The sequence below is a fragment of the Brevibacillus antibioticus genome (genome assembly GCF_005217615.1).
Lineage (GTDB): Bacteria > Bacillota > Bacilli > Brevibacillales > Brevibacillaceae > Brevibacillus > Brevibacillus antibioticus.
Map to the genome: position 1 here is coordinate 3,522,281 of NZ_SZNK01000001.1, position 24,410 is coordinate 3,546,690.

Below are 24,410 nucleotides of genomic sequence, written 5' to 3' on the forward strand. Positions count from 1 at the left end.
TTTATCTCATGCTATTAGTATAAACGTTCAATTTTATATTAGGGAATTTACGTCTAAACCCAAATATCAAATTTGTACAACTTTGGCACACGTCAAAATGTGAAAACAAATCAATTTCACCCTTTATAGTAGGAAGCAATATCCTCTAAAATTTTTTGGCTTCAGTATCTTGGTATCTTGGAAAGCCGTCCTCTACATATGTTTCAAATACTCTATCGTTTTTTAGATGTGTAAAATTATCAAGATCTGCAAATAAATCATCCAATGTATCAATTTGACTATGAGAAATATAGCCTTTCTCGATTCCAGAAATATCAACTTTAGCGGAGGCTAAATTACCTGTTTCTAATCTTCTTAGTTTTTGCTCTAAAATTCTTCTCTGTTTACTTGAAAGATTTTTGAAAGAATCAGATTTTCTTATTTCATCTGCTTTTTGCTTTATTTGATCTCTTATGTTTTTAGTTCTATTGTAAAGATCATCAATTATTCTCTCAGGCTTATTAACATTACCTGTCCCCTCATTACCATTATTACTGCGACTATGATTCCCTTCACCACCGCCTCCATTACCAGGCAAATCATTATTCCGAACCCAATAAACATTAAGTTGACCCGTAGCAGCGTTTCTGAAGACAACAACTCTTCCATCAAACATCTTACCCATCTGCTTGAGAAACTCTTCAATTTTATCTTTTAATTTAATCATCGACTCTGCAAAACTCTTAGCCGCCGTCTTTAGCTTTCCATCCTTAAGAATGACGTGCATTACTTCATTGATACTAGAATTAGGTAAAAGGATACCTTTCCCATTTCCCTCATGGTCACCAGACTTTTTCTTACCATCCAGCTTATCGGCCGTTTTCACTGTCCGCATGACGGCTGTACCTGTTCCGGCACTTAGAAAGTTTGCCGCTACCTCTGCTACCACCATGTCTTTCTTAAACGCATTCTGGCCCTTCGCATAGCTTTGTTCTTCTGATCTGGTCCACAGACCGCCGTTAAACAAGTTTTCTTGTTTGTATTGCTCGTCCTTCGCGAATGGATCGATATAGTCATCGTAAAGCCCTTGTCCCAGCTTCCCCAAATCTGAAAAGATTTCTTGCGTGTTCTCGTCGCCCACAAGTCCTGTCAGCAGCAAGTCTCCGGCATCTACGGCGGTATTCCACAAGCCTAACAAGGTATCTCCGAGAGCATCTAACTTCCCTTTCGCATCAGCTACTTGGTTGTTGAAGGCTCTGCGGGTCATGATGGCAGACACATCTTCCCTATTCAAATTCGAATTAACTTTACAAAATAACGATGGATGAAAAAGAAACCACAATACGGGCTGTCAGCTCGGATTGTGGCGTATGTTTAAACAATGTTGTTGACAGACTCTTGGCCGACATTCTACTATTCCTGAAAAAGCCCAGCCATCCTATTTTCATCTTCTAAAACAATAACCTATAGGTTTTATCTTCAACTATTAATTTATTACTAACAGTAATGTTAATATCATCAAACTTTGCCTCAATGTTGGCTTTCAATTCATTCAGATCTGGTATTTCGTCGACAAATAAATAAAGGTTATTGATTTTTAAACACTCAATGTCAATATCCATTTCTATTTTAGATATATCTTGATCTTTACGTTCAATGTTTTCGACTCTACAAATAATTTTATCTCCATTATCCATACCTGCTTTACCTTTACCAAACCGTCTTTCAAACTCCTCTTTCTCTTTTCGAGCAGTTTCTAATCCATAACGAGATATTAAATATCCTTGTACTATTTCATATTTAACACTAAAAAGTGAAGAAAGCTCGTAGTAGTTTGGCAGCCCTTCTTTGAAAATATGAACCAATTCACATATAAGGTCAGTAACGTTACTCTCCTTTATGAATCTCCCTAATTGACCTCTCTCGTCGTTCCCAAACCAGTCAAATTCATTTGAATCTGTGTCTACAATCACTCCAACGAAGTAGGGTTTAGCATATAGGAACTTTCTTTCCTCACTTTTACTTGTATACATTAAAACTACCTCCCATCAATTCAGCGGATTCTTTCATCCATGCCATATCTAGCGCCGCTTGATTTCTTTGCCTTAATAATTCTGCGTACTCTGGTTTAGTACGTACATTTTGTTTTGCTTTATTCAGAATTAATTGTGTATCCATAGTATCCCAATTCCATCCATTTGATCCCCGTTTTATACTAAGTGTTGCTCCATTCGGTAATGCAGCTCTTTTTTCTTCCATCTCAAAACCTCTTACTGTCTCCAAATCTCCCCAACTAAATACACCATTATTCGAATGGTTATGTTTATGGATTCCGTACAGTTTTACCTTTGAACCGAGCTCGGGCATGAAGTACAAAATCATCTGCATATAAAAACAGGTCAATCATGGTGGTATCTGACCATAATCGACCTGTTTGATGTATCGGAATAGCACTTTTTAGGGTATAAAACTAAAACATTGATGTGCGTACAAATTAAATGAAAAAGTCTTTATACGAATACAACTTGAATTAAGGCTACTTAGATTCAACTGCCCTACTCATTCGGCACTGGGTGGGGTATTTTTTGAATAGTCGCCACTTATATAAATGTATTGGATAAAAAAGAACCCACAACACGACGATTAGCTCGCATCGTGGCGTTGTGGGTTGTATTTCAAAACGAAACGAATACACATATTTTTGACAGACCTTTTTAGATTAATATTATTCAATATTTTTCAAGCAGTTCAATAATACTTTCTTGTTTACAGTGTTTTGCCAAAGTAATCGCATCCATATTTTTCATAAATTCATTTGTATATTTTATATTAGCATCTATTCCATTTTCCAATAATAATTTAGATGCTTCATAATTGCCTTTACGAATTGCCGTAAACAGAGGATTTAGCTTAGGCGTACTCACATCAATCGTTATTTTTTGGGATAACAACAATCTTATAATCTCATTCTCAGATTCTACAACAGCATTATTCAATTCAATTCCATTGAACTTGTTGATATCAGCCCCATATTGAATTAATTCATTTACCAATTCAACATTTCTTGATTTAATAGCAACATTTAATAGCGACCCATCTCTAGTTATTATATTACAACAATCAGAGTAATCACGAATTAGTTTCCTATCATTATTTAAGATACCGTTTCTTAGCTTCTCTGAAGTAAGAATTGTATCATCAGATTCGCCCCATAAACATTCAACATTGTAACGTTTTACATATTCTTGATACGCATTCGACCCTGGCTTGGGTCCATCGATTACAGCCTGAATAAATTCTTCAGGAGGGCAATAGTTATGTTCTATCACATAATGGATAATCATATTCGTAGATGCATATTTATTTTCACCCTTTTCACTGAGAACCCGAATTTCTGATAGGCCGATTGAAGCTGTCTCAGTGGAAATCAATTTATTTTCATTACACAAACTACATTTCATATTCCCTCTGATGTCGTTAAAAGTTTTCATTGTGTATAAACTTAAGTTTTCAATAAATTCATTCGTTACTGTTCCCGTAATGTAATCATTATCTCCGCTTATCCATCCAATGTTTTGTGCATTTTCAAAGTGGTGAAACGAATAATAAGTCAAATCTCTAAAATATTCATGCATAAATAACTCTCCTTTCTATAAAACTAATTCTAATCAATTAAGCCCAGAGCTTTTCATATAGACTTGGATCTCTCACTGTAACACCATACACAAATTACGGTTCCTTTACTTGTAAACGCTAATCAAAAAGTTGACCATTTTTGGGGCAGACCCTCATCTCCGAGTTGACCACCTACGATGCTTCATTTCACACAAAGTAGCATTTTATTTCCTGCACCAATGCTCGTCAAGGATAAAGGGTAAACCCCTTGCTACGCAAGTCCTTGACGATCCTCGGCTCAGAAAAAACATTTGCAATTAGGTGTGAACATGATGATGTGTGTTTAGTCTTCCAGGTGGGTAACTTTATGTTGAGCAAAGTAATCAACATTTTGGCGAGCGTTCACACTCTGCTTGGACATGAGCAATCAAACCCAATGTTTCCTCTACTTTTAGTCCTTGTTTCGCCATTTTCCTTTTCCTCCTTTGATTTTGAACATGCAAAAAAAGCTCATTCCTACTTATAAAACAAGTTGGAAAGAGCTTTGAAAGTTTATCAAGTGTTTGTAAAATTGTTTAGTTTGCTGGATATATTGTGTCAAGATGTAGACTCGATCTATTTTTCTGTATTTTACGTTGTAGTTATATGTGTCGGTTAAAAAATGGGTTTATTCGGCACTAGGTAGCCTGTATACCCAAGCATTCAAATCGCAACATCCTGATACCCTACTTCAATCACCTCTTCATTCAACAAACGGAGTCCCAGGCCATTTTCCTGATCCCATGTACAATTAAAAAGTATTCCAATATCTCGGCCTTCTCTAATATCTCCATATGGAACAACAATTCCATCCAAAGTAATCATCTCAAGAAGTTGGTCAGTTGTTTCAACTAAGGGATAATTCTCATTAAATGCAATATCATAACCGAGTTCATGTCGCTTTTGTTGGTAATAGTCTAAAATTGGTTGTAAGAAGCTTTGTTGCAATTGCTCCCAATCTTGCATTAAAGAGTGATATGCCGTATATTGTTCTTCATCAAACTCGCCATCTTCTTCACCATCAATCATCAATGCGATCTCAGTTTCTTTTCCCCAAAAATGAATATGGGTATCCTTAGACCAACTATATTTATACTCAAGTTCACCAAAAATCGGATCGTTTTTTGTCATTTTATTATCCCCTATTTTTGTTTATTGGGAAATCCTCCAGGTTCAAATGCCCCTGCATTAATCTCCCCATAGACTCTGCAAAACTTTTAGGCGCCGTCTTTAGCTTTCCATCCTTAAGAATGACGTGCATTACTTCATCGATACTGGAATTAGGCAAAAGGACACCTTTCCCATTTCCCTCATGGTCACCAGACTTTTTCTTACCATCCGGCCCATCCAGCTTATCGGCCGTTTTCACTGTCCGCATGACGGCTGTACCTGTTCCGGCACTTAAAAAGTATGCCGCTACCTATGCTACCACCATGTCTTTCTAATACGCATTCTGTCCCTTCACATAGCTTTGTTCTTCTGATCTGGTCGACAGACCGCCGTTAAACAAGTTTTCTTGTTTGTATTACTCTTCCTTCGCAAATGGATCGATATAGTCGTCGTAAAGCCCTTGTCCCAGCTTCCCCAAATCTGAAAAGATTTCTTCCGGTCCCTTCTTGCCCGTAACCGTATCTCCCACATAATTGAGCGTATTGTTTACTCCTTGCTCGATACCTTTCACGATGCCATTGCGTTCTCTCAGGGTGCCAACTTCTTCGCCGCTTATAAATTCATATAAATCTTGCGTGTTCTTCTCCCGCAAGTCCTGTCAGCAGCATGTCTCCGGCATCTACGGCGGTATTCCACAAACCTAACAAGGTATCTCCAAAGGCATCTATCTTCCCTTTCGCCTCAGCAATCTGGTTGTTGAAGGCTCTGCGGGCCATGACGGCAGCCAAACCGTTTTCCTGAACGTCCTTTTCAAACGCACTTAATATCGTCGGAAACGCCTGACGTACGATCGCATCCAGCTTGATTTCCTCACTGCTGGATTTGTTTTCCTCCAACAATTCTATCTTATCCGACGCCGTTTTCACGGACAAGCTCTGCATCCCGGACAAAGACACGGCTGCCCCTTTCAAGGTCAGGGCACCACTCGCACTGATATTCACATTCGAGGTACTTTTCAGACTGACGCCTACATCCTTGTTCCTCGCGAGATGTAAAGCATCCCTTCCTTGGCTGTCATCGGCATCTTCAAGTTCCCACTGGTGCCGTACAGAACTGTCTGGTTATACTGCACAAGCTGCCTGCAATGGACACTTCGTGCTCTAACCTGAAAATCGATACGTCCTGATCACTGTAACTCTACCGCCTGTTGACGTAATTCCCTTACTTGCTTACAGTAACCACGAATTTCATCCACAAGCTGTTCGTATGCTGCGCTAGCCTAGGCAATAGACCTCACTTCTTTTTCTACTTCCTGTGCTAGTTGCTGGTTCTTCAACTCTTTTGCCACTACCTGTTCACGTTTTGCCATTCGTTTCATCCTCCTTTGAATTTGGGCATGCAAAAAAAGCTCATTCCTACTCATAAGACAAGTTGGAAAGAGCTTAGAAAGTTTAACAAGTGTTTGAATTGTTTTGTGTTTGGTTTGTTGGTTGTATTGTACGATCTCGTTGTTGGGGTTGTAAAGTAAGTTACACAATATTTCTGGCACATCCTTCGTACGGTTTCATAATCCAGTTTCATAGTTTTCTATTAGATGTGACCAGTATCCATCAAGATCCTTCATTGCTACGGGATCAATTTGTTCATACAACTTCCGTAGCTCTCGTGCATATTTTTGTTCATTATATTCACTTTCTTGTTTCATCTTCATTGCTAATTCATTCCATATTAATTCAAACAAAAAAAATGTTCTCAAGTTTTTATTTAGCATATAAATTGGTGGCTTATGATGGGATGAATTAATAAAAAGTCCATCACTACCTTTTTTTAAGTAAAGTGCATTCGGGTCAAGTATACCGTAACATGAATAATGACCAATATTAATAAATTCTACACCTTCAATTAATGTTTTTTTAAAAGTATCCCTTCCATAGAATACAAAATCATCATAATTCTCTGGCACTCCAATAGATACCATAAAGTCAGCATCATCATGACTTATACCAAGTCTCACCAATTCGTTGTAATCATAGTCTCGTAATTCAGAATCATAATACTCTCGAATTTCACAAATATCAAAATCCAAATCCATACTCTCACTCCTCCTTTAACTTTTCAAGTATTTTAGCTAATTCAGCATTTCCACGATTTTTTGAATCGGGATCCCCATACTCATTTACTGTCGGTTACTTCAGCATCAGGAAATTTTGTGGCAAGTAGATCTTTACAATTATGACCACCAAGAATACAAGGTTCCTTATATACACGATGAACAACATACGTCTGTCCATTTTTTTCCGAGAAAATTTTGTCCTCATATAGAACCGTTTCGGAATGCACATTTTTGTCCTTTACTTTTCCACTCGGCCTTACTTCTGTTCTCTTTGTACTTTCAAAAACTATCAAAGTACGAACGCCATCTCCTTCAATCTCTGCCACTACGAGATTCCTTAAGTCAAACGCTTTATTTTCAATTCGATACTTTTTCGCCATTGCGCTTAAATCTGTTTCACCATACCCAACTTGTATCGGAGGTTCGGGCATAGAACAATTGATATGAGATATGTATCCAGTATCCTTCATCTCTGATTTGGACATAATATTTGAAACCTCTATCACTTAGACTCGATTCTCTTTATTCGTATAATGAAATTAAATATTCAGAAAGAGTATCGCTGACTTTCTTAAACTCCGTTAGATTAAGACTTTCATCGTAAAAATATACTGAAGGATTATCACCCTCATCCAAATTGAAAAACCAAAACATATATCCTTGGTGCATCATAAACACAAACTGATTATCTGTGAGTTTTTTTGAGAAACTATTTTCCTCTAAAAGTTCTACAGCCCATTCTTTTAACTCTAATATATACTTCATAGTATAATCTGTACCAGTCAAAAACTCTGCACCATTCCCAAACTTACTCATAAAATCTAAATAATTCGAGGGCAGCGTTTTTGTTGGAGAAAAATGTTTTAATTTTGTTAGCTCATCTTCACTACAAGGCTTCATTGGGTATGATTTTTTTTCTAATGTTAATAAGAATTCCTTTAAATCACCCTTATTTGAAATATCCATGTTAAGCCTCCTCCATATCAGGATTATTTTTGAACCTTTCTCTCAGATATTCTATCATCTTTTGCTCTGTATCTTGCAACCTTCCTTTATTATCTGACCCACTATATTTATAGTGATTTTCAGGTGGTCTAGGATAGTTATCCTTATGATTTGGATGATTTGGATCATATCCACTCATTGATTTAAGATTTATTGATTCACCATCTATTTCCCCCTTAGTTAATGCGACATTTTTAGTTTTTCCTGCGTTAAACCTCTTCCTCACTTCATCTATCAATTTCTTATCTTCTTTGGTCGCTTTCCTAAAAACTCTGTTGATAGAACCAGCTTTTCCCGTCCCTACGACGATGATTCCCTCCACCACCGCCTCTATTACCAGGCAAATCATCATGCCGCATCCAATAAACCATAGGTTGGCCTGTAACAGCATCTCTGAGAACGACAACTCTTCCATTAAACACACCATTCATCTGCTTTAGGAACTTATCAACTTTTTCTTGTAACCCAATCATCGATTCTGCAAAACTCTTAGCCGCCGTCTTTAGCTTTCCATCCTTAAGAATGACGTGCATTGCCTCATCGATACTGGAATTAGGCAAAAGGACACCTTTCCCATTTCCCTCATGGTCACCAGACTTTTTCTTGCCATTCGGCCCATCCAGTTTATCGGCCATTTTCACTGTCCGTGTAACGGCTGTACCCGTACCAGCACTAAGAGCGCTTACCGCTACCTCTGCAACCACCATGTCTTTCTTAAACTCATTCTGGCCCTTCTCATAGCTTTGTTCTTCTGATCTGGTCCACAGACCGCCTTTAAGCAAGTTATCCTGATCGTATTGGGCGTCTTTCACGAATGGGTCGATATAGTCATCGTATAGCCCTTGTCCAACCGACTTTGCATCGGATTTGATTTGTTCCTACGATTTATTGCCGAGGAGAGAAGGTCGCTCTTCCCCAGTCACCCCTTCGTAAATTGCGTCTACCAGATACGATGTTGGTAACGCAGTCGACGCAATATCTCCGGCATCTACTACCACATTCCACGAGCCTAACAAGGTATCTCTGAGACCATCTAACTTTCCTTTTGCCTCAGCCAATTGGTTATTGAGGGCTCTTTTCGCCATGATAGCGGCCACACTGCTTCCCTGCAATTCCTTTTCAAACGCACTTGGCATGTGATCAAACTCGTTTCGCTTTGACGCATCCAGCTTAATCTCCTCACTGCTGGATTTTATTTTCCTCCAACAGCTCTATCGTATCCGACGACGTTTTCACGTTCAAACTCTGCGTCCCGGACAAAGACACGGTTGCCCCTTTCAAGGTCAAGGCACCACTCGCACTGATATTCACATTCGAGGTACTTTTCAGACTGACGCCTACATCCTTGTTCATTGAGATGTAGAGCATCCCTTCCTTGGCCGTCATCGTCAGCTCTTTATCCCCTAGCGTAAACTCTTTCCCCTGCGGATTCCCAAATATCTTCACACCGGGGTCCTGCAATTTGCCGCTCCTGCTTTTCGGCAGCGGCTCCTTTGGGTGAATGGCGCACGGAGTCCATGACCATGCCGTCGTCTTCATCGGCGCTTGGGAAGTACAGCTTTACCTTTGAGCCGAGTTCTTGGCATGAGGTGCAAAATCATCTACATATAAAAACAGGTCAATCATGGTGGTATCTGACCATAATCGACCTGTTTAATGTATCCGAATAGCACTTTTTAGGGTATAAAACTAAAACATTGATGTGCGTACAAAGAAAATGAAAAAGTCTTTATACGAATACAACTTGAGTTAAGTCGACTTAGACTCATCTGCCCTACTCATTCGGCACTGGGTGGGGTCTACTCATCAACAAACCGCACTAGAATAAAAGACCACAATACGGGTGGCTATCTCGTATTGTGGCATTATTGGTTATATTGTACGATCTCGATTTTGGGGCTGCAAATGGGTTTACATAAAACTTTTGACAGACCCAATCATTAAACTATATCTCCAACCTGATAGTCTAGACCTAACCCATAAAAAGGAAATTCAATTGTTCCACTCAACTTCTTATCGTCCACAGTTATTACATTATTTTTTCGCAACAATATCGGCTTATCATTCAACTCTAGAATGCACTCCCCGTCCGTATCATTAAGCAATTTTCCAATGAACACCATTAGCTCATACGCCCAATTAGTATAGGAAGCTATGATATCAATGTAACAACTAAACTTTAATTCAATATCATAATCCTCGCTTGCAAACATCGCACCATGCCCACCCTCACTAATGGATAGCGTAAATCCATCACTAGAGACCGTAAATTTATCATCAGTTTCTGTTATCTCAACATCTTGGAATAGTCTGCTTAATGAAATCTTTAATTCACTGAATTCAGAGTACCCTCCAAAATAAAAATTACAAAACATGATTTTTTTCTCCTTATCTAAGGTTTTAATCTCGTTATCTGTCCATCTTTAATAATAATCAGCTCATCCAAGGTTGTAATTTCATACTTATTGAATTGTTGGTACAATTCATCCATCGAACCCGGGACAAGAATTTTCTCATCCCCAAATTGTTTACCCGTCTACCCAACTAATTGGGTTTAGACTTGGTATTGTAGTAGGGAAGAATATCCCTCGACATTAGCCGAAACTGATGCATAATACGTTCGAGTAGGTCTTGACGCAAATCATTCACAATAGAATGGTAGTTCGCAAGTAGAGAACGTTTGATGAGTCAGTCCCATCGTTATCTCGAATAACCCTCATCAAGCGATCCATATACGGCACATAGAAATCAGCATCCCTGACAATTGAGAGGATGACACTCGTAACAGCTTCTTGAAACCTGTCTATCTCGCTCATGAAATAGAGAGAAGGACTGGCAATTTCCATAACAGCTTCGTAGTTCTTTTTAGCGTAAAGATACTGCACATACTCATGGATTTCCTCCGACAGAAGACCTTTATACGTGTATTACATGGGTTAAGTATGCAATTGGTTGATTGATGGGTTCATTCGGCACTGGGTGGGTCTAGTACATCAGCCGCCGCCATCTATATCTAAGAAAGAAAATGACCACAACACGGGCGGATAGCTGGTATTGTGGTATGTTCGTTGTATTTTACAATTTTATTTTAGAGTTAAAGCATAAAATACTGACACGTCAATCATTTTCGATATCAGCACTATCTAAAAATTCGTCTGAAATATCAGTTGGTGGTAACTTTGAATACCGTTCACGCCAATTATCTATAGGAAATGCACCATATTCATATTCCAAATATATTCCCTGGTCAATTCTTAGATTTCCCCCCCTTTCAAAATACTTAATTAAAGGTTCGTAAACGTTTGGATAATCATCAGTAATTATCTTTCCTTGCTCAACTAGGATGACCCATTCCAAGAAGCGCTGACAAATTGTCTTACATAATATATTGGGTTTACCTGGCTCAGGAAAAATACTAGTAATAACATCCTCTAAATCCAGATCAACACCTAATTCAATATCTAACACTCTCGCAGGGCTAAAAAATGGTCCCGATTTAAATGAATAAGACTCTAAAAATAATGTTCCCCTTCTAAAGTACTCACCAATCAAAAGCCCGCTAGATTTCTTTTTTACTTTTGAGTTTCCCCATGTAATTTTTGATATACGAGTTATAGCCTGTTCCATTAAATCAGTCATACAATTCACCCCGTTTTAGATTGTAAAACTTAGCAACATTTTCTTCATAGCCTGGAAATGTTCCAAAAGCAGGTTGATCAGGTGCCAAGTCGTGAGCACCCGGTGGATCCCCTGTAAATTTCGTACCATCCCACGAGTTCGGATGACGATAACTATGCTTACCACTGTCCATAAGTCTTTTTTCAACCAATTCATGTCTCGCTAACTGCTTAAACCATTTTTTTCCTTCCCCATTTAATTCTCCTTCCTGTGCCTTTGCAAACGCGTATACAACTTCTGAGTCGGGCGTGAGTCTTGAATAATAATAATAGAGCCCTTGTTGATCATAATGACATAGCTCATATTCATTTAAAAACAAATGGGATTTTAAACGTTCGGCTTTCTTTATACTAAGGCCTGTGTTTTTAGCAAAAACCTCAATATTATCCAATCCACTTGCTCTTATTAATTCTGCCTTTTTTGCTGCTGCTATATCAATTTTCAACTGATCTTCAACAGGAGGCTTTCCATATCTTTTTGGAGGTTTACCCGTCCCCTCATTACCATTATCACTATGACGATGATTCCATCCACCACCGTCTCGTTTTCCACGTTGGGCATCCCCATCTGGACTGGTCAATTTACTGTTTAGCTGCCTGCTTATAGGCAGACCATGCTCCTCGGCTGGCTCAGGAAACAAATAAAGTTAATCCTCAGCATACACAAAAGGCTCATTCCTCCCCTCATTCGAGTTGGAATAAGCCTTTAAAAGTTTAAGTTTTTTAGTGTTTGGTTTGTTGTTGTATTGTATGATCTTATAATTGTAAAGTAAACCCTAAGGTAATCAATTATTCGTAAACAATAAATACCCTATTTCCATTAGTAATTGCTTGCTCTAAGAATGTAACAATATCACTTGCAAGTGCTGGAAGAGTAGCTATTATGTTTTTTGATACTTTAACTCTATCTTCTGTCAATTTCGTAGCATCGAATGATTTAAATAACTGTATTGCTTCCTTAATGTTTTTTATTTCCCAAGGACTTTCCTCATACCACCCCTCGTAAATAGAATATTCATACAGAATCCCACTTTGATCTGTAACTTGCTCAAACATACAATCTAACAAAGTTTCAAAATATCCATTCCACAGTCGTAACTCGTACCTATCATTTAGGTTTTCGTATATGAGTGTTAGTTCAGGCTCTCCTTCAAATCCAACGTAATATGAACTGTTTATCATTTCTGAACTCATAATATTACTCCTTCCAATGTCCTTGATCCAAAATTCTCACTTGTTCAGGGGTAGCCGTTCCAGCTTTTCTAGCATCTATTGCATTAAACCATTTATATCCTTCTACCCACTCATTCTCTCCAATCTTATAAAATGTCTGTGGTTGTTGCCCACCATTACCAGGAACCTTCCTCTGAATAACCCAAGTATTCCCCTGATCAATTGGAGCACCCGGGGTTCTAGTATGCCACCTAACTTCATACTTATATGTCCCATCATTCCAAGTATAGGTTATTTGTTCATAACCAGCATTCATTGATTTAGCCTTCATATTTGCATTCTCTGGAATTTCAATCGGTGCTCTTTGGGCATAATGCTTTGCTATAGTTAATTGTTCTTCAGCACTCATCTCAGAGAACTTTTTACTAGCTTCACCCGTCCCCTCAGTATCCCTTAGCACTCGTTCTCTTTCTTCTTTTTCCTTTCTTTCTCTTTCTTCTTTTTCCTTTTTTTCTTTTTCTTCACGATCCTTCTTTTCCGGCTCTTCCTCCTCTTTTCTACGACGATGATTTCTTCCACCGCCGCCTCCATTTCCATTCCCGTGACTGTCCCGCTTTTCGATAAAAATTACTGGCCAACTAATTCCACCACTGTCAATTGGATTAGTCCACATCACTCCAACTCGTATTTCTATTTCACCTTTCATCAGTTTATGAATTTCTTTAATTATCTCTTTTAATTCAATCATCGACTCTGCAAAACTCTTAGCCGCCGTCTTTAGCTTTCCATCCTTAAGAATGACGTGCATTACTTCATTGATACTAGAATTAGGCAAAAGGACACCTTTCCCATTTCCCTCATGGTCACCAGACTTTTTCTTACCATCCGGCCCATCCAGCACATCCAGCACATCCGGCCCATCCGGCCCATCCAGCTTATCGGCCGTTTTCACTGTCCGCATGACGGCTGTACCTGTTCCGGCACTAAGAAAGTTTGCCGCTACCTCTGCTACCACCATGTCTTTCTTAAACTCATTCTGGCCCTTCGCATAGCTCTGGTCTTCCGATCTGGTCCACAGACCACCGTTAAACAAGTTTTCTTGCTTGTATTGGGCTTCCTTCGCGAATGGATCGAGATACTCGTTGTAAAGACCTTCTCCAAGCTTCCCTATATCTGAAAGGATTTCATCGCCCGACTTCTTGCCCGTAACCGTATCTCCCACATAATTGAGCGTGTTGTTTACGCCTTGCTCGATACCTTTCACAATGCCATTGCGTTCTCTTAGTGTGCCTACTTCTTCGCCGCTTACAAATTCATATAAATCTTGCGTGTTTTCTTCTCCCGCTAGACCTGTCAGCAGCATGTCTCCGGCATCTACTGCAGTATTCCACAAGCCTAACAAGGTATCTCCGAAAGCATCTAACTTCCCTTTCGCCTCAGCCACTTGGTTATTGAGGGCTCTTTTCGCCATGATAGCGGCCACACTGCTTCCCTGCAATTCCTTTTCAAACGCACTTGGCATGTGATCAAACTCTGTACGCTTAGACGCCTCCAGCTTAATCTCCTCACTGCTGGATTTGTTTTCCTCCAACAGCTCGATCGTATCCGACGCCGTTTTCACGGACAAGCTCTGCGTCCCGGACAAAGACACCGCTGCCCCTGTCAAGGTCAGAGCACCACTCGCACTGATATTCACATTCGAGGTGCTTTTCAGACTGACGCCAACATCCTTGTTCATCGAGATGTAGAGCATCCCTTCCTGGGCCGTCATCGTCAGCTCTTTATCCCCGAGCGTAAACTCTTTCCCCTGCGGATTCCCAAATGTCTTCACACCGGGGTCCTGCATTTGCCGCTCCTGCTTCTCGGCAGCGGCTCCTTTGGGCGCATGGCGCACGGAGTTCATGACCATGCCGTCGTCTTCATCGGCGCTTGGGAAGTACAGCTTTACCTTCGAACCGAGCTCGGGCATGAGGTACAAAATTTGGTTGCCTTCCGCTGCATACGGGAACCACTGGGCCTTGCTTGGCTCTTGCTTTTTGTCCATGTTCAGGTGGAGCTTGACCTGATTGCGTCCGATTTGAATCACTTTTCCGTCGATCGCCGCACCGATGATGGCCTTGTTGTACAGCTTCGTTTGCTTGACGGCTTCTGGCACAGCGCAGACGTAGCTCCATCTCAGGAGTCCCTGCTCCAGCTTTCCAGTCACTTTTGTAATGACAAACGTTTGCCCTTCCCGTTGTACCTCATCCCCGATTTGCAGCAGGTCGTCGTAATCGAAGGCGTACGTTGTGTACTGGTACTCACTGACGGATGAAGAGCCGTTTGCGGCTTTTTTCATGTATGGTGCGATAGCCCGGTTGACCTCGTATGGCGATTCCTCTTCCAGCTTGATTTGCTTGCGTCCCTCGGGCATGCCGATCCACAAGCGTACCTTATGCGCACTCAAATCTGGGACGAGGACGGCTCCGACATGGGACGCGATTCGTTTTAAAAAGGTCCAGTCTGTCTCCTCGTACTGCATGATGTATTTGCCCTGCTGGCGGTCGTCGAAGGCTTGATCGATGACATCTCCACCGTGATAGATGGACATGATTTCGTCTACGACATCCCGGTACAACCGATTTACCTGTTGAAACGAACGTGTTTTTACGCTCATGTCCAACGCATAGGTATGCGACACGGCTTTTATTGTGACGTAGTGAATGTCCCGTACGACCTTGATCTCCACATGATCCAGCCGCCCCATGAAAATCGGCTGTTTTTGCCCGCCTTCCACCTTGTACAGCTCGATGGGATCGTGAGTGCCAGCACGATTGATGATCTCGTCCTCTTTGTCTTCCGGAACAATTCCTGTGATTGTGAGCTTGGCATGCGTGCCTGTTTGATGAACGAACTCCAGTTGATCCAGCCGGATCGATCCATATGGCCAGACGACTTTTATATCCTGATAGGTCATGACGCCGCTTGTACGCTGCATGTTCTCTCCCCTCCTTCTCTAGCAAGCGCGGAGCGTCAATCCTGACCGTCTTTTTCAATCGTAATGATGCCTGAACGATTGCAAACGAGCTGTGACCTGCTCAGCAAGGCATGCTCGTTGTCGATGAGCACATCTTGTTTTCCATCTGTCCATTTCGAGAACGTCTGTGGTACACACAAATCTCCTCCTGCCGCTTTGCAAAACCCAAAGCATCCAATATTCACGCCGGGGACGTGATCGGCGACATTCATAACAGGCTTGTCAAGGCTGTACACACCATGGCACCAGGGTAAATTCAAAATGCCGGGGTCGGTTCCCTGACTGCACTTGAGGGTCGCTCCCCGCACAACATATGAGTACTCAGGACTGAACATCCCCATTGCAAGTGCTTGAAGTAACGCTAGCATCATTAGACCTATCTCCCCTTCCAAAAAAATCCTCCACAAGCAACTTCCATATATCGACTTATTTTTACATTCCATCTAATAATCGGGATAAATTGGAAATTGCTTTATGGGTCAAACGTCCTGTTTCCTTATTTTTCTAAGTAACCCAAAAAGGCTCCCACCAACGCTACAAGAGCTGGGGAAGCCTTTTTGAATTCAAACATATTCACGCTATATCGTTACACTCTCTTCGATCACCAGCTCACCGTTTGTTGCATCAAGACTAGCCTCTACGCCCAGAGGGAGAGCGATGTTGCACGCGCCATGTCCGATCTGAATGTTCCAGATGGTCGGCTTTCCGTACGGTACGACGATATTTTGAAACACATCCCAGACAGAGAAGCCTTCGCGCTTTTTCGGCTCACAATCGGTCCATGTCCCGATGACGACGCCCGCACAATCATCAAACAAGCCACCCTGGGCAAGCTGTGTCAGCATGCGGTCAATCCGGTACGGCTCTTCGTCGATATCTTCGAGGAACAACAGCTTGCCTCTCGTATCGAGCTGGTAAGGCGTCCCCATCATCGCGGAGACGAGGGCGAGATTCCCGCCGACTACGGGTCCAGCTGCATATCCTTCGACGAGACAGACAATTTCTTCCCCCGGCGGATTAATGATCGCTCCCAATGGCTCTGGACGAGTCATAGCGCGCAGTAAATATTGCTTGGACCAGTCATCCAGTCCATGTGCGATATCTGAGGTTGCCATCGGTCCGTGAAGGGTAGCCAGATTCGCACGCTGTCCGAAAACGGTATGCAGCGCCGTAATGTCGCTGTAGCCGATAAACAGCTTTGGGTTTTGGGCGATGAGGTCATAATCGAGCAAAGGCAGGATTTGTGGGGAACCGTAACCGCCGCGCATGCACATAATCCCGTCCACTTCCTCGTCGACGAACATGGCATTCAGCTCAGCCGCCCGTTGCTCAGGAGTTCCCGCCAAATACCCGCCGTACGATTCTCGGCACGTATCCGATATTTTCACCTTGTATCCCAAACCTTGCAGCTCTACCATTGCTTTGTTCAGCACTTCTTCTGTAGCAGGACTAGAGGTTGCTACTACTCCGATTGTATCGCCCGCTCGCAATGCTTTCCCTTTGTTCATCTGTCCAGTCTCCTCCTCCGGGTTCTCTCCCCATTATCGTACATCTGTGTCAAATGGTGCATAGCCATTTTCGCAGCTTGCGGCTTGCAGACGGCTGGCTGATTCCGAGCGCTTCCGCTACTTTTGTTGTCGTTTTATGCTGTTCATACGCCCGGTGGACGAGCTGACGCTCCACCTCGTCCATTGCATCCTGCATCGCTATCACTCGATCGACCTTGATCCCTTTGTGCTCCCTGTACTCTTGATTATGAATATAACGCGGAATTTGCGCGGGCGTAATGAGGACATCGTGAGACGTGACGACGAGCCGTTCTACCACATTTTCCAACTCCCGCACATTGCCAGGCCAATCGTATTCACTGAGGATGCGATAGCAGGTGTCTGCGAGCTGTCTCTCCAAGCAGTACTTTTGCGAAAAGACATTCAGAAAATAATGAACGAGCACGGGTATTTCTTCCTGCCGTTCGCGCAGCGGCGGAATCTCCAACGGGACGACGTGAATGCGATAGTACAAATCCTCGCGAAACTTGCCTTCCTTGACCATTTGCCGCAGGTTTTTATTCGTGGCCGTGATCAGCTTTACATCGACTTTTCGCGAGACAGAGCTTCCTACGGGCGTAATCGTTTTTTCTTGCAACACATTCAACAGCTTCACTTGCAAGGAGAGGGACATTTCCCCGATCTCGTCCAAAAACAGCGTGCCTCCGTTTGCCTTTTCAATCAAGCCTGCCTTGCCATCTTTGTCCGCTCCTGTAAAAGCACCCTTTTCATACCCAAACAGCTCTGACTCCAGCAATGTCTCGGGAATGGCTCCACAGTTGATGTGTACGAATGGCTTGTCCACTCTCGGACTGCACTCGTGGATGTATTTGGCTAGCACGCCTTTTCCGACGCCTGATTCTCCTAGCAAGATCATGGATGATTCTACCTGCGACAGTTTTTTGGCCATCATGGCGACCTGCTCCATGGACTGACTGCGGTAGATCAAGCTCGTCTCTCCTTTTTTTCTGTTGTTCTCCTTGGTCATTTCACTCTGCAAGACCGTCCCGATGTACTTGACTTCATGTAATTCCTGCTGTAGTTGCTCCTGGCTAGTGATATCAATGAAAGTATGGATGACTCCGCTAAATTTTCCTTCCTGATCCCAAATCGGTTTGCCTTCCACAAAAAGCTTGCGATTTTTGCGGGTAGTTTGAATCGTGTGTACCTTTTTCTTGTCACGAATGACCCGCATCGTAATCGTTGGCGCAAAATAGCCGAGGTGATGAAACTCCTCGATCGGCTTGCCCATCATCTCCGCTGGATCAATTCCGAAAAATTCCTCATATCTTCCCGAGCCATACAAAGTCCTGCCTTCTGCGTCTGTTACGTGCACGATATCAAACAGTGAGCCTATCAGGGCTTCATAATCGATCATGGCGTTCCCTACCTCCCGTGCCCCGCATCTTGTGGAGTGACACGTACATAACGATTCGTCGGTCTGCCTACCCCACCATAGCTGACATCCATTCTGACACTCCCGCTCTTCTCCAGATAGTCCAAATACCGTCTGGCCGTCACTCTCGCAATCCCTACGCGTTCGGCCACGGCATCTGCCGAGAGAGGCTGACTCTCTTTCTCGATCTGGCGCATGATTTGCTCCATGGTGACAGCGTGTAGTCCCTTCGGCAGCACTACCCTGCCTGGAGTGACATCCGCTTGTTCTTTTTCCGGGCTTTTACGGAATAATAGCTGGTCGACCTCGTCCTGGGATGCCGTTCCCTCCCAATCAATCTGTCGGCGAAACTCTCGATAGTTTTCCAACGACTGCTTGATCCGTTCAAACTGAAACGGCTTGATAATATAGTCCATCGCCCCATTGCGCAGCATCGATTGGATCGTGGTCTTGTCCTTTGCAGCTGTCACGACGATGACGTCCACAGCATGTTTGGCGGCGCGCAACTCCATCAACGCCTTCACCCCGTCCTGGATCGGCATGAAAATATCAATGATTACCAAGTCAGGTGTGAGCTTATTCACTAGCTTGAGTCCATCCACCCCGTTGGCTACAATTCCGACCACGACAAAGCCCGGGACGCGCTCAATGAACTGCTTGTTGATTTCCTGAACCATCGGATCGTCTTCCATAATCAGTACGCGAATGTGATCGTGATCCTTCTTCATGACTCTCCACCTCCCACATCGGAAACGTAATGAGAAAGCTGGCCCCTTCTCCTCGTGCCGAATGGCAAACCAGCTCACCTCCCCCTTTATTGACCAATTGATGCACCAGATGCAGACCGAGTCCACGGTGCGCACGTTCTTTTGTCGAATATCCCCGTTCCAGCATGCGTCGGCGCATCTCTTCGTCCATACCGATTCCGTTGTCCTCCACCAGAATGGAGCAAATCTCTTCGTCTTGCTCGATACTGATCATGATTTCCTTATCCCCGCGTTCGATGCACTCCAGTGAATCAAAGGCATTCTCGATCAGATTCCCCAAAATGAGCACGAAATTATGATGATCCATGTAAGCCGGAAACCGTTCCAGATGACTCCTGCGATCAATGACAACACGGATGCCCAGCTCTCTTCCACGACTTACTTTACCGATCAAGAGTCCTGATAAATTCTCATCCATGATCCGCGTCGTTAAAAAGGAGGTGAGCTCCTCCTGCTGCTCGTTGACCTCGAACAAATACGTGAGTGCCTTTTCATGCTGATGGAGCTGGAGCAAGCCTGCGATGGTATGCAAATGATTCATGTGCTCGTGATTTTGTACCCGCAGCGCACCGACGAATTCTTTTACACCCGTCAGCTCCTCCGCCATTCTCGCCACTTCTGTTCTGTCCTGAAAAATCGCAATGGCGCCGACGATCTTTTCCTCGACCTTGATCAGAAAACGGTTGGACCAGAGCAGCGTATTGCCTACGTGAATTTCCGTGTTGGTAAAATTCTGGCGAAGCTCCAACACTTCTGGTAATCTGGTGTCGTGCAGGACAGACCGTATGTGCTTGCCCAGTACTTCTCCTTCTATGCCAAAAATTTGCTTCGCCCTGTCGTTAAAGATCGTGATTCGCTCCCGATTATCGATGGCGATAACTCCCTCATGCATGGCATGGAAGGTTGCGGTTCTCTCTACCAGGATGCGCGCGATTTCGTCTGGCTCCAGGTCGAGCATCTGCTTTTTCATGTGACGGGCCAACTGATAAGAGCCCCACACCCCGAACAATAAGGAGAAGAAAAAGGTCAGCGCGATATTGTTCCGTTCGCTGTACAAGATCCCCCAAACGTCAGGCATGACACGTCCGACCAAGACAACACCCACCTGCTGATGCTGGTCATCCATGATCGGCACGTAGGCACGTAGAGCCGTTCCCATCTCTCCTTTGACTTTTTGAAAATAGGAGTGCTCGGCATAGGCCTCATCTACCGCGGGGTCCATAAACACCGTACCAACCCGCTCATCTAGCGGGTCTGAGTAACGGACACGCTCCCTATTCAACACGACGATATACGTCACATCATTGACGACGCGCAGGCTGTTTGCTGTCGGTTGGATGACCTTCCACCCGTCCGGCTCCTGAATGCTTTTTTGTACATTGGGAATCGTCGCAACCGTGCGCGCTGTGGTCATCAGCCGTTGTCCCAGTTGGGTTTCCGTAATCCGAATAATCCCTCCGGCCATGATTAAGCTTCCGATGATCAAGGAAAAAAGAACGATTCCGACGGAGAGTAGCATAATCTTCCATTTAATTGTTAAGCGTTCGAACAGGTCCGTTCTTTCCTTTCCATTGGGTTTGCAACTCGTATTCATTTAACATAAGCAGGTGTATGAAGATGAAATCATTGGTAACCAGTACATTCATTGTCCTGCTCGGACTTGTGAGCGCTGTCATTATAGGCTTTGGACCGGATCTCCTGATGGAAAACAGAGGATACGACGAAGAACAGATAGGACTGTCCAACCAAATTATTATCAAGTTCAGCCACGTGATCGCGGAAAATACGCCAAAGGGACTAAGCATCGAACGTTTTTCCCAGTTGGTGAAGGAAAAGACCAAAGGACGTGTAGAGGTACAGGTCTTTCCCAACAGTATCCTTCACACCGAGAAAACCGAGATGGCTGCCTTGCAAAACGGCGAGATCCAGATGATTGCACCTGCATTCTCCTATCTCTCTACCAGCATTCCCGAGTGGGCTGTCCTTGACCTGCCCTATCTGTTTCGATCGCAAGAGGATGTCGAAACTGTATTCAATGGAGAAATCGGCCAAATACTATTTGATAAGATAGAAGATTCTGACATGAAAGGGCTCGCCTTCTGGGGAAGCGGCTTTAAGCAAGTGACAGCCAATCGCCCGTTGATCATGCCTTCCGATTTTGTTGGCCAACGCTTGCGCATCATTCCAGGCAACGTGATCAAAGCTCAGTTTCGCACGCTCCAAGCAATCCCTGTAGGCTCTTCCTTCAATGAATTATACAGCATGCTGGCGGCCGGAAAAGTAGACGGCGAAGAAAATACGATCTCCAATGTGTACACCAAACGACTCTACCAAGTACAAAAGCATATGACGATCAGCAATCACAGCTATTTGGGCTATGCCGTCATCATTAATAAAACGTTTTGGAACAATCTCCCCGCCGATATTCAGCAGGCCATATCAGAAGCCATGCAGGAGGCGACAGCTTACAATAATCAATTGGCTGTCTCGATGAATGACAAACAGCTGCGCTTGCTCCAAGAAAATGGGGGAATGCACATCCACTTACAGACAGCAGATGAGCGCGCGGCCTGGATCGCGGCATTACAGCCTGTCTACGATCAATTCGCTCCAAGTATCGGAGAACCTTTGATGCAGAAAATCAGAGAGCTCCACCAACGCCGGTGAAGCTCTCAAGCAATCTCCTCGCTCTGCTCCTTGCGCATGGGCAAAATGAGCGTAAAAACTGATCCCTCTGACGTGCTCTTTGCGAGGAGGAGATCTCCGCCAAGTGCCTTCGCCATCATGCGAGAATAGGACAGCCCTAAACCGAGTCCACGTACTTTGTCTTTTTTATTGCTTCCCCGGAAAAAACGCTCAAACACAAGAGGCTGTTCCTTTGCGGGTATTCCTGGCCCATCGTCTTTGACGTCGATTCGTAAATCTGTGCCCGTTTTGTAGAGAGTGAGCTCTATGCTCCCCTTCTCACCAACAGCTTGTTTCGCGTTGTTCAAAAGGTTAATCAGGATTTGCTGCACACGGCCCGGATCGACATAGATCATCATCTGCTTTTCCAGAACCTCAACGGTAAATGTGACGTGACCGAGGTCATGGACAATCTGCCATTGTGAGGCGATCTCCCGGATCAGCTTGTTCACGTTTTGCTCTTCCTGACAAACGGTGATCGCTCCTACGGCAAATGAATTGAAGTCTAGCAAATCCTCTACCATTTTTTGCAGGCGCTTCGTTTCCTTCAAGCAGATTTCCAAAAACTCCTTCTGCTCCTCACCGGAAACCACCTCGTCGTTAATTGCCTGGATTAATCCGCTAATCGTCGTAACAGGGGTTTTCAGCTCGTGTGTCACCCCAGCCAAAAGCTCTGTTCGCATGCTTTCCAGCTGCCGAAGACGGTCGGCCATTTCCGCAAACGTATGCACCAGCTCGTGAATTTCCTTTTCCTTGATCGTTTTATTGATTAAGACGTCGTAGTTTCCTTCCACGATCTGTCGTGCAGACATCACCACATTTTGAATCGGGTCAGAAAGCTTCCGTGCATGAAAATAAATAACCGCCCAGCCAAGCACACCCAAACTCCCCAGCATGATGACCAAGTATTGGATTTCTTCTTTCCCTACCTTGATATCTGTTTCAGGGAAAAGCAAGATCACCTTGCCAATGATTCGGTCATTAAACTCCAAATTTTTCCTGATTACATACAAGATCTCACCTGACGGATGCCTCACTTTATCCTGCTTATCTGCTTGCTCCAACAACTCCGGTGCTGCCTGCTGCAAAGGAGGCGGAAGTTTAGTTGGCCGACTGTATACGACCTTTCCTTTTACATCTTCAACGAACAAAATCAAGTTGCGATCAACACCCATAAACTTGCGCCGATTATCCAATACCTGATGAAGCTTTTCTCCCACCAAAATATTTCCAACATCATCGACGACTCGATCAGCCACTTCCTCTGCAAACAGTCGCGTGACCTCGATCTGCTTTTCAATCGCAGCATACTTGATCCAATAGGCAGAAACAGCCCCAATGATGAGCAATCCGATCACGAGGGTGAGTAGATAGCGCGTGGTCCAATAGCGCAGCAACGATACGGGCTCATTGTTTTTAATAAACACAGAATTGATACCCAACCCCTCTTTGGGTCTTGATTTCGCCTTCCTGAACTGGCCAATTCTCCAATGTCTTTCTGACCCGCTTGATCGCTAGGTCTACAGCACGATCACTCCCATCATAGTCCATTCCCCATACTTGTTCGATCAATTGCTCACGGGTAAAGGTCTGATTCGGATTTTGTGCCAGAAAAAGCAACAGGGACAAATCGCGCGGGTGAAACGTCAGTTCGAGACCGTGCAGCGTCACGTGGTGGGACTGAAAGTTTATTTTTAAGCTTCCAAATAGTCGGGTTTCCTGATCTTTCACCAAAATAACGGAGCGGCGCAGTACCGCATTGACTCGTGCAACTACTTCATCCGCGACAAAAGGCTTCGTTATGTAGTCGTCTGCCCCTTGATTGAGTCCTTTGAGCTTTTGGTCTGTCTGACCGAGCGCCGTCATGATAATGACCGGACAGGAGCTCTTTTCGCGAATGTACTGGAGGATCTCCCAGCCGTTGCGTTCAGGGAGCATGACATCCAACAGAACCAGATCCGGCTTTTTTTCGTCAAAAAGCTCCATCGCCTCGATTCCGTCGTTCGCTTGCCAAACCTCATACTCTGCCTTTTGCAAGTAAGCCTTCAGCACGCGCGCTATCACCAGTTCATCTTCTACCACCAAAATGCTTTTCATATCTTCCCTACCTGATTTACAGACATATGATCATTCCTATTCGAGAATTCTCGCACGGTCTATCTAATCGTCTACGTACTTCTATTCTATCAGTTTACAACCTTGTATTAAAATTTGGCTTTGATGTTTTTGGAAAATGGGAAAAAAGCCTTGCATCCTGTGAAAAGGAGCAAGACTTTTTTTGTGAGAAA

General features: G+C 43.5%; 29 protein-coding genes. 1 reads left to right on the forward strand and 28 read right to left on the reverse strand.

The genetic code is table 11. The annotated features are described in order from the left end of the window. Position 1: 1 nt before the first annotated feature. The 26 genes from E8L90_RS31400 to E8L90_RS16535 all read right to left on the reverse strand — a co-directional run bounded on the left by E8L90_RS31400 (position 2) and on the right by E8L90_RS16535 (position 21,031). A complete protein-coding gene (locus tag E8L90_RS31400; RefSeq protein ID WP_425267111.1) occupies positions 2 to 139 on the reverse strand; it encodes a deaminase domain-containing protein in 138 nt (45 codons plus the stop codon). Positions 140 to 145: 6 nt separating this feature from the next. After that, positions 146 to 1,246, reverse strand: a complete 1,101-nt coding sequence (locus E8L90_RS16410; protein ID WP_137030333.1) for a hypothetical protein — start codon at positions 1,244 to 1,246, stop codon at positions 146 to 148. Between the two features lie 184 nt (positions 1,247 to 1,430). After that, on the reverse strand, positions 1,431 to 2,012 hold the full coding sequence (locus tag E8L90_RS16415; protein WP_137030335.1) for a hypothetical protein: 582 nt from the start codon (positions 2,010 to 2,012) through the stop codon (positions 1,431 to 1,433). Further along, positions 1,999 to 2,238 (reverse strand): hypothetical protein, encoded by a 240-nt coding sequence (locus E8L90_RS16420; RefSeq protein ID WP_244297257.1) that lies wholly within the window; start codon positions 2,236 to 2,238, stop codon positions 1,999 to 2,001. The genes E8L90_RS16415 and E8L90_RS16420 overlap by 14 nt, the downstream gene beginning before the upstream one ends. A gap of 470 nt (positions 2,239 to 2,708) precedes the next feature. Continuing rightward, a complete protein-coding gene (locus tag E8L90_RS16425; RefSeq protein ID WP_137030337.1) occupies positions 2,709 to 3,614 on the reverse strand; it encodes an ankyrin repeat domain-containing protein in 906 nt (301 codons plus the stop codon). Between the two features lie 682 nt (positions 3,615 to 4,296). Continuing rightward, positions 4,297 to 4,764: a DUF6985 domain-containing protein gene (locus E8L90_RS16430; RefSeq protein ID WP_137030339.1), complete on the reverse strand. Its 468-nt coding sequence runs from the start codon at positions 4,762 to 4,764 to the stop codon at positions 4,297 to 4,299. A gap of 394 nt (positions 4,765 to 5,158) precedes the next feature. Beyond that, positions 5,159 to 5,314, reverse strand: a complete 156-nt coding sequence (locus E8L90_RS16440) for a hypothetical protein (protein WP_162309096.1) — start codon at positions 5,312 to 5,314, stop codon at positions 5,159 to 5,161. Positions 5,315 to 5,363: 49 nt separating this feature from the next. Further along, positions 5,364 to 5,744: a hypothetical protein gene (locus E8L90_RS16445; RefSeq protein ID WP_137030344.1), complete on the reverse strand. Its 381-nt coding sequence runs from the start codon at positions 5,742 to 5,744 to the stop codon at positions 5,364 to 5,366. Between the two features lie 563 nt (positions 5,745 to 6,307). Continuing rightward, the gene (locus E8L90_RS16455) at positions 6,308 to 6,835 is read right to left on the reverse strand and encodes an SUKH-4 family immunity protein (RefSeq protein WP_244297258.1); all 528 of its coding nucleotides are present in this window, start codon (positions 6,833 to 6,835) and stop codon (positions 6,308 to 6,310) included. Positions 6,836 to 6,915: 80 nt separating this feature from the next. Further along, positions 6,916 to 7,341: a hypothetical protein gene (locus E8L90_RS16460; RefSeq protein WP_162309097.1), complete on the reverse strand. Its 426-nt coding sequence runs from the start codon at positions 7,339 to 7,341 to the stop codon at positions 6,916 to 6,918. Between the two features lie 37 nt (positions 7,342 to 7,378). Beyond that, positions 7,379 to 7,822: an SMI1/KNR4 family protein gene (locus tag E8L90_RS16465; protein WP_137030347.1), complete on the reverse strand. Its 444-nt coding sequence runs from the start codon at positions 7,820 to 7,822 to the stop codon at positions 7,379 to 7,381. A 1-nt stretch (position 7,823) separates the two neighbouring features. Beyond that, a complete protein-coding gene (locus E8L90_RS16470) occupies positions 7,824 to 8,099 on the reverse strand; it encodes a hypothetical protein (RefSeq protein WP_208759429.1) in 276 nt (91 codons plus the stop codon). 25 nt (positions 8,100 to 8,124) lie between these two features. Continuing rightward, the gene (locus E8L90_RS30455; RefSeq protein ID WP_208759430.1) at positions 8,125 to 8,643 is read right to left on the reverse strand and encodes a hypothetical protein; all 519 of its coding nucleotides are present in this window, start codon (positions 8,641 to 8,643) and stop codon (positions 8,125 to 8,127) included. A gap of 96 nt (positions 8,644 to 8,739) precedes the next feature. Next, entirely contained in the window at positions 8,740 to 8,997 is a 258-nt protein-coding gene (locus tag E8L90_RS30460) for a hypothetical protein (protein WP_208759431.1), read from the reverse strand. 43 nt (positions 8,998 to 9,040) lie between these two features. Beyond that, on the reverse strand, positions 9,041 to 9,322 hold the full coding sequence (locus tag E8L90_RS30465; RefSeq protein WP_208759432.1) for a hypothetical protein: 282 nt from the start codon (positions 9,320 to 9,322) through the stop codon (positions 9,041 to 9,043). Positions 9,323 to 9,801: 479 nt separating this feature from the next. Then, positions 9,802 to 10,236 (reverse strand): hypothetical protein, encoded by a 435-nt coding sequence (locus tag E8L90_RS16480; RefSeq protein ID WP_137030348.1) that lies wholly within the window; start codon positions 10,234 to 10,236, stop codon positions 9,802 to 9,804. A 270-nt stretch (positions 10,237 to 10,506) separates the two neighbouring features. Continuing rightward, entirely contained in the window at positions 10,507 to 10,746 is a 240-nt protein-coding gene (locus tag E8L90_RS16485; protein WP_137030350.1) for a hypothetical protein, read from the reverse strand. A gap of 232 nt (positions 10,747 to 10,978) precedes the next feature. Beyond that, on the reverse strand, positions 10,979 to 11,500 hold the full coding sequence (locus E8L90_RS30840) for a hypothetical protein (protein ID WP_244297260.1): 522 nt from the start codon (positions 11,498 to 11,500) through the stop codon (positions 10,979 to 10,981). After that, positions 11,493 to 12,179: a hypothetical protein gene (locus tag E8L90_RS16495; RefSeq protein WP_137030352.1), complete on the reverse strand. Its 687-nt coding sequence runs from the start codon at positions 12,177 to 12,179 to the stop codon at positions 11,493 to 11,495. The genes E8L90_RS30840 and E8L90_RS16495 overlap by 8 nt, the downstream gene beginning before the upstream one ends. A gap of 148 nt (positions 12,180 to 12,327) precedes the next feature. Next, complete coding sequence (locus E8L90_RS16500; protein ID WP_137030353.1) at positions 12,328 to 12,732, reverse strand: hypothetical protein; 405 nt, start codon at positions 12,730 to 12,732, stop codon at positions 12,328 to 12,330. A 4-nt stretch (positions 12,733 to 12,736) separates the two neighbouring features. Further along, positions 12,737 to 15,688 (reverse strand): phage late control D family protein, encoded by a 2,952-nt coding sequence (locus tag E8L90_RS16510; RefSeq protein WP_244297262.1) that lies wholly within the window; start codon positions 15,686 to 15,688, stop codon positions 12,737 to 12,739. Between the two features lie 35 nt (positions 15,689 to 15,723). Continuing rightward, positions 15,724 to 16,098, reverse strand: coding sequence for a DUF4280 domain-containing protein (locus E8L90_RS16515; protein ID WP_137030355.1), 375 nt, complete (start codon positions 16,096 to 16,098; stop codon positions 15,724 to 15,726). A 207-nt stretch (positions 16,099 to 16,305) separates the two neighbouring features. After that, entirely contained in the window at positions 16,306 to 17,235 is a 930-nt protein-coding gene (locus E8L90_RS16520; RefSeq protein WP_137030357.1) for a S66 peptidase family protein, read from the reverse strand. A gap of 49 nt (positions 17,236 to 17,284) precedes the next feature. Then, the gene (locus E8L90_RS16525; RefSeq protein WP_137030359.1) at positions 17,285 to 18,652 is read right to left on the reverse strand and encodes a sigma-54 interaction domain-containing protein; all 1,368 of its coding nucleotides are present in this window, start codon (positions 18,650 to 18,652) and stop codon (positions 17,285 to 17,287) included. A gap of 8 nt (positions 18,653 to 18,660) precedes the next feature. Next, a complete protein-coding gene (locus E8L90_RS16530) occupies positions 18,661 to 19,398 on the reverse strand; it encodes a response regulator (protein WP_137030361.1) in 738 nt (245 codons plus the stop codon). After that, a complete protein-coding gene (locus tag E8L90_RS16535; RefSeq protein WP_425267112.1) occupies positions 19,316 to 21,031 on the reverse strand; it encodes an ATP-binding protein in 1,716 nt (571 codons plus the stop codon). The genes E8L90_RS16530 and E8L90_RS16535 overlap by 83 nt, the downstream gene beginning before the upstream one ends. 23 nt (positions 21,032 to 21,054) lie before the next feature. Between E8L90_RS16535 and E8L90_RS16540 the strand changes: the two genes are divergently transcribed. Further along, positions 21,055 to 22,104, forward strand: coding sequence for a DctP family TRAP transporter solute-binding subunit (locus tag E8L90_RS16540; RefSeq protein WP_137030363.1), 1,050 nt, complete (start codon positions 21,055 to 21,057; stop codon positions 22,102 to 22,104). 5 nt (positions 22,105 to 22,109) lie between these two features. Here E8L90_RS16540 and E8L90_RS16545 read toward each other — a convergent pair whose 3' ends face one another. Next, the gene (locus E8L90_RS16545; protein WP_137030365.1) at positions 22,110 to 23,564 is read right to left on the reverse strand and encodes a HAMP domain-containing sensor histidine kinase; all 1,455 of its coding nucleotides are present in this window, start codon (positions 23,562 to 23,564) and stop codon (positions 22,110 to 22,112) included. Next, a complete protein-coding gene (locus E8L90_RS16550; protein WP_137030367.1) occupies positions 23,539 to 24,219 on the reverse strand; it encodes a response regulator transcription factor in 681 nt (226 codons plus the stop codon). Before E8L90_RS16550 ends, E8L90_RS16545 begins: the two co-directional genes overlap by 26 nt. Between the last annotated feature and the right edge of the window lie 191 nt (positions 24,220 to 24,410).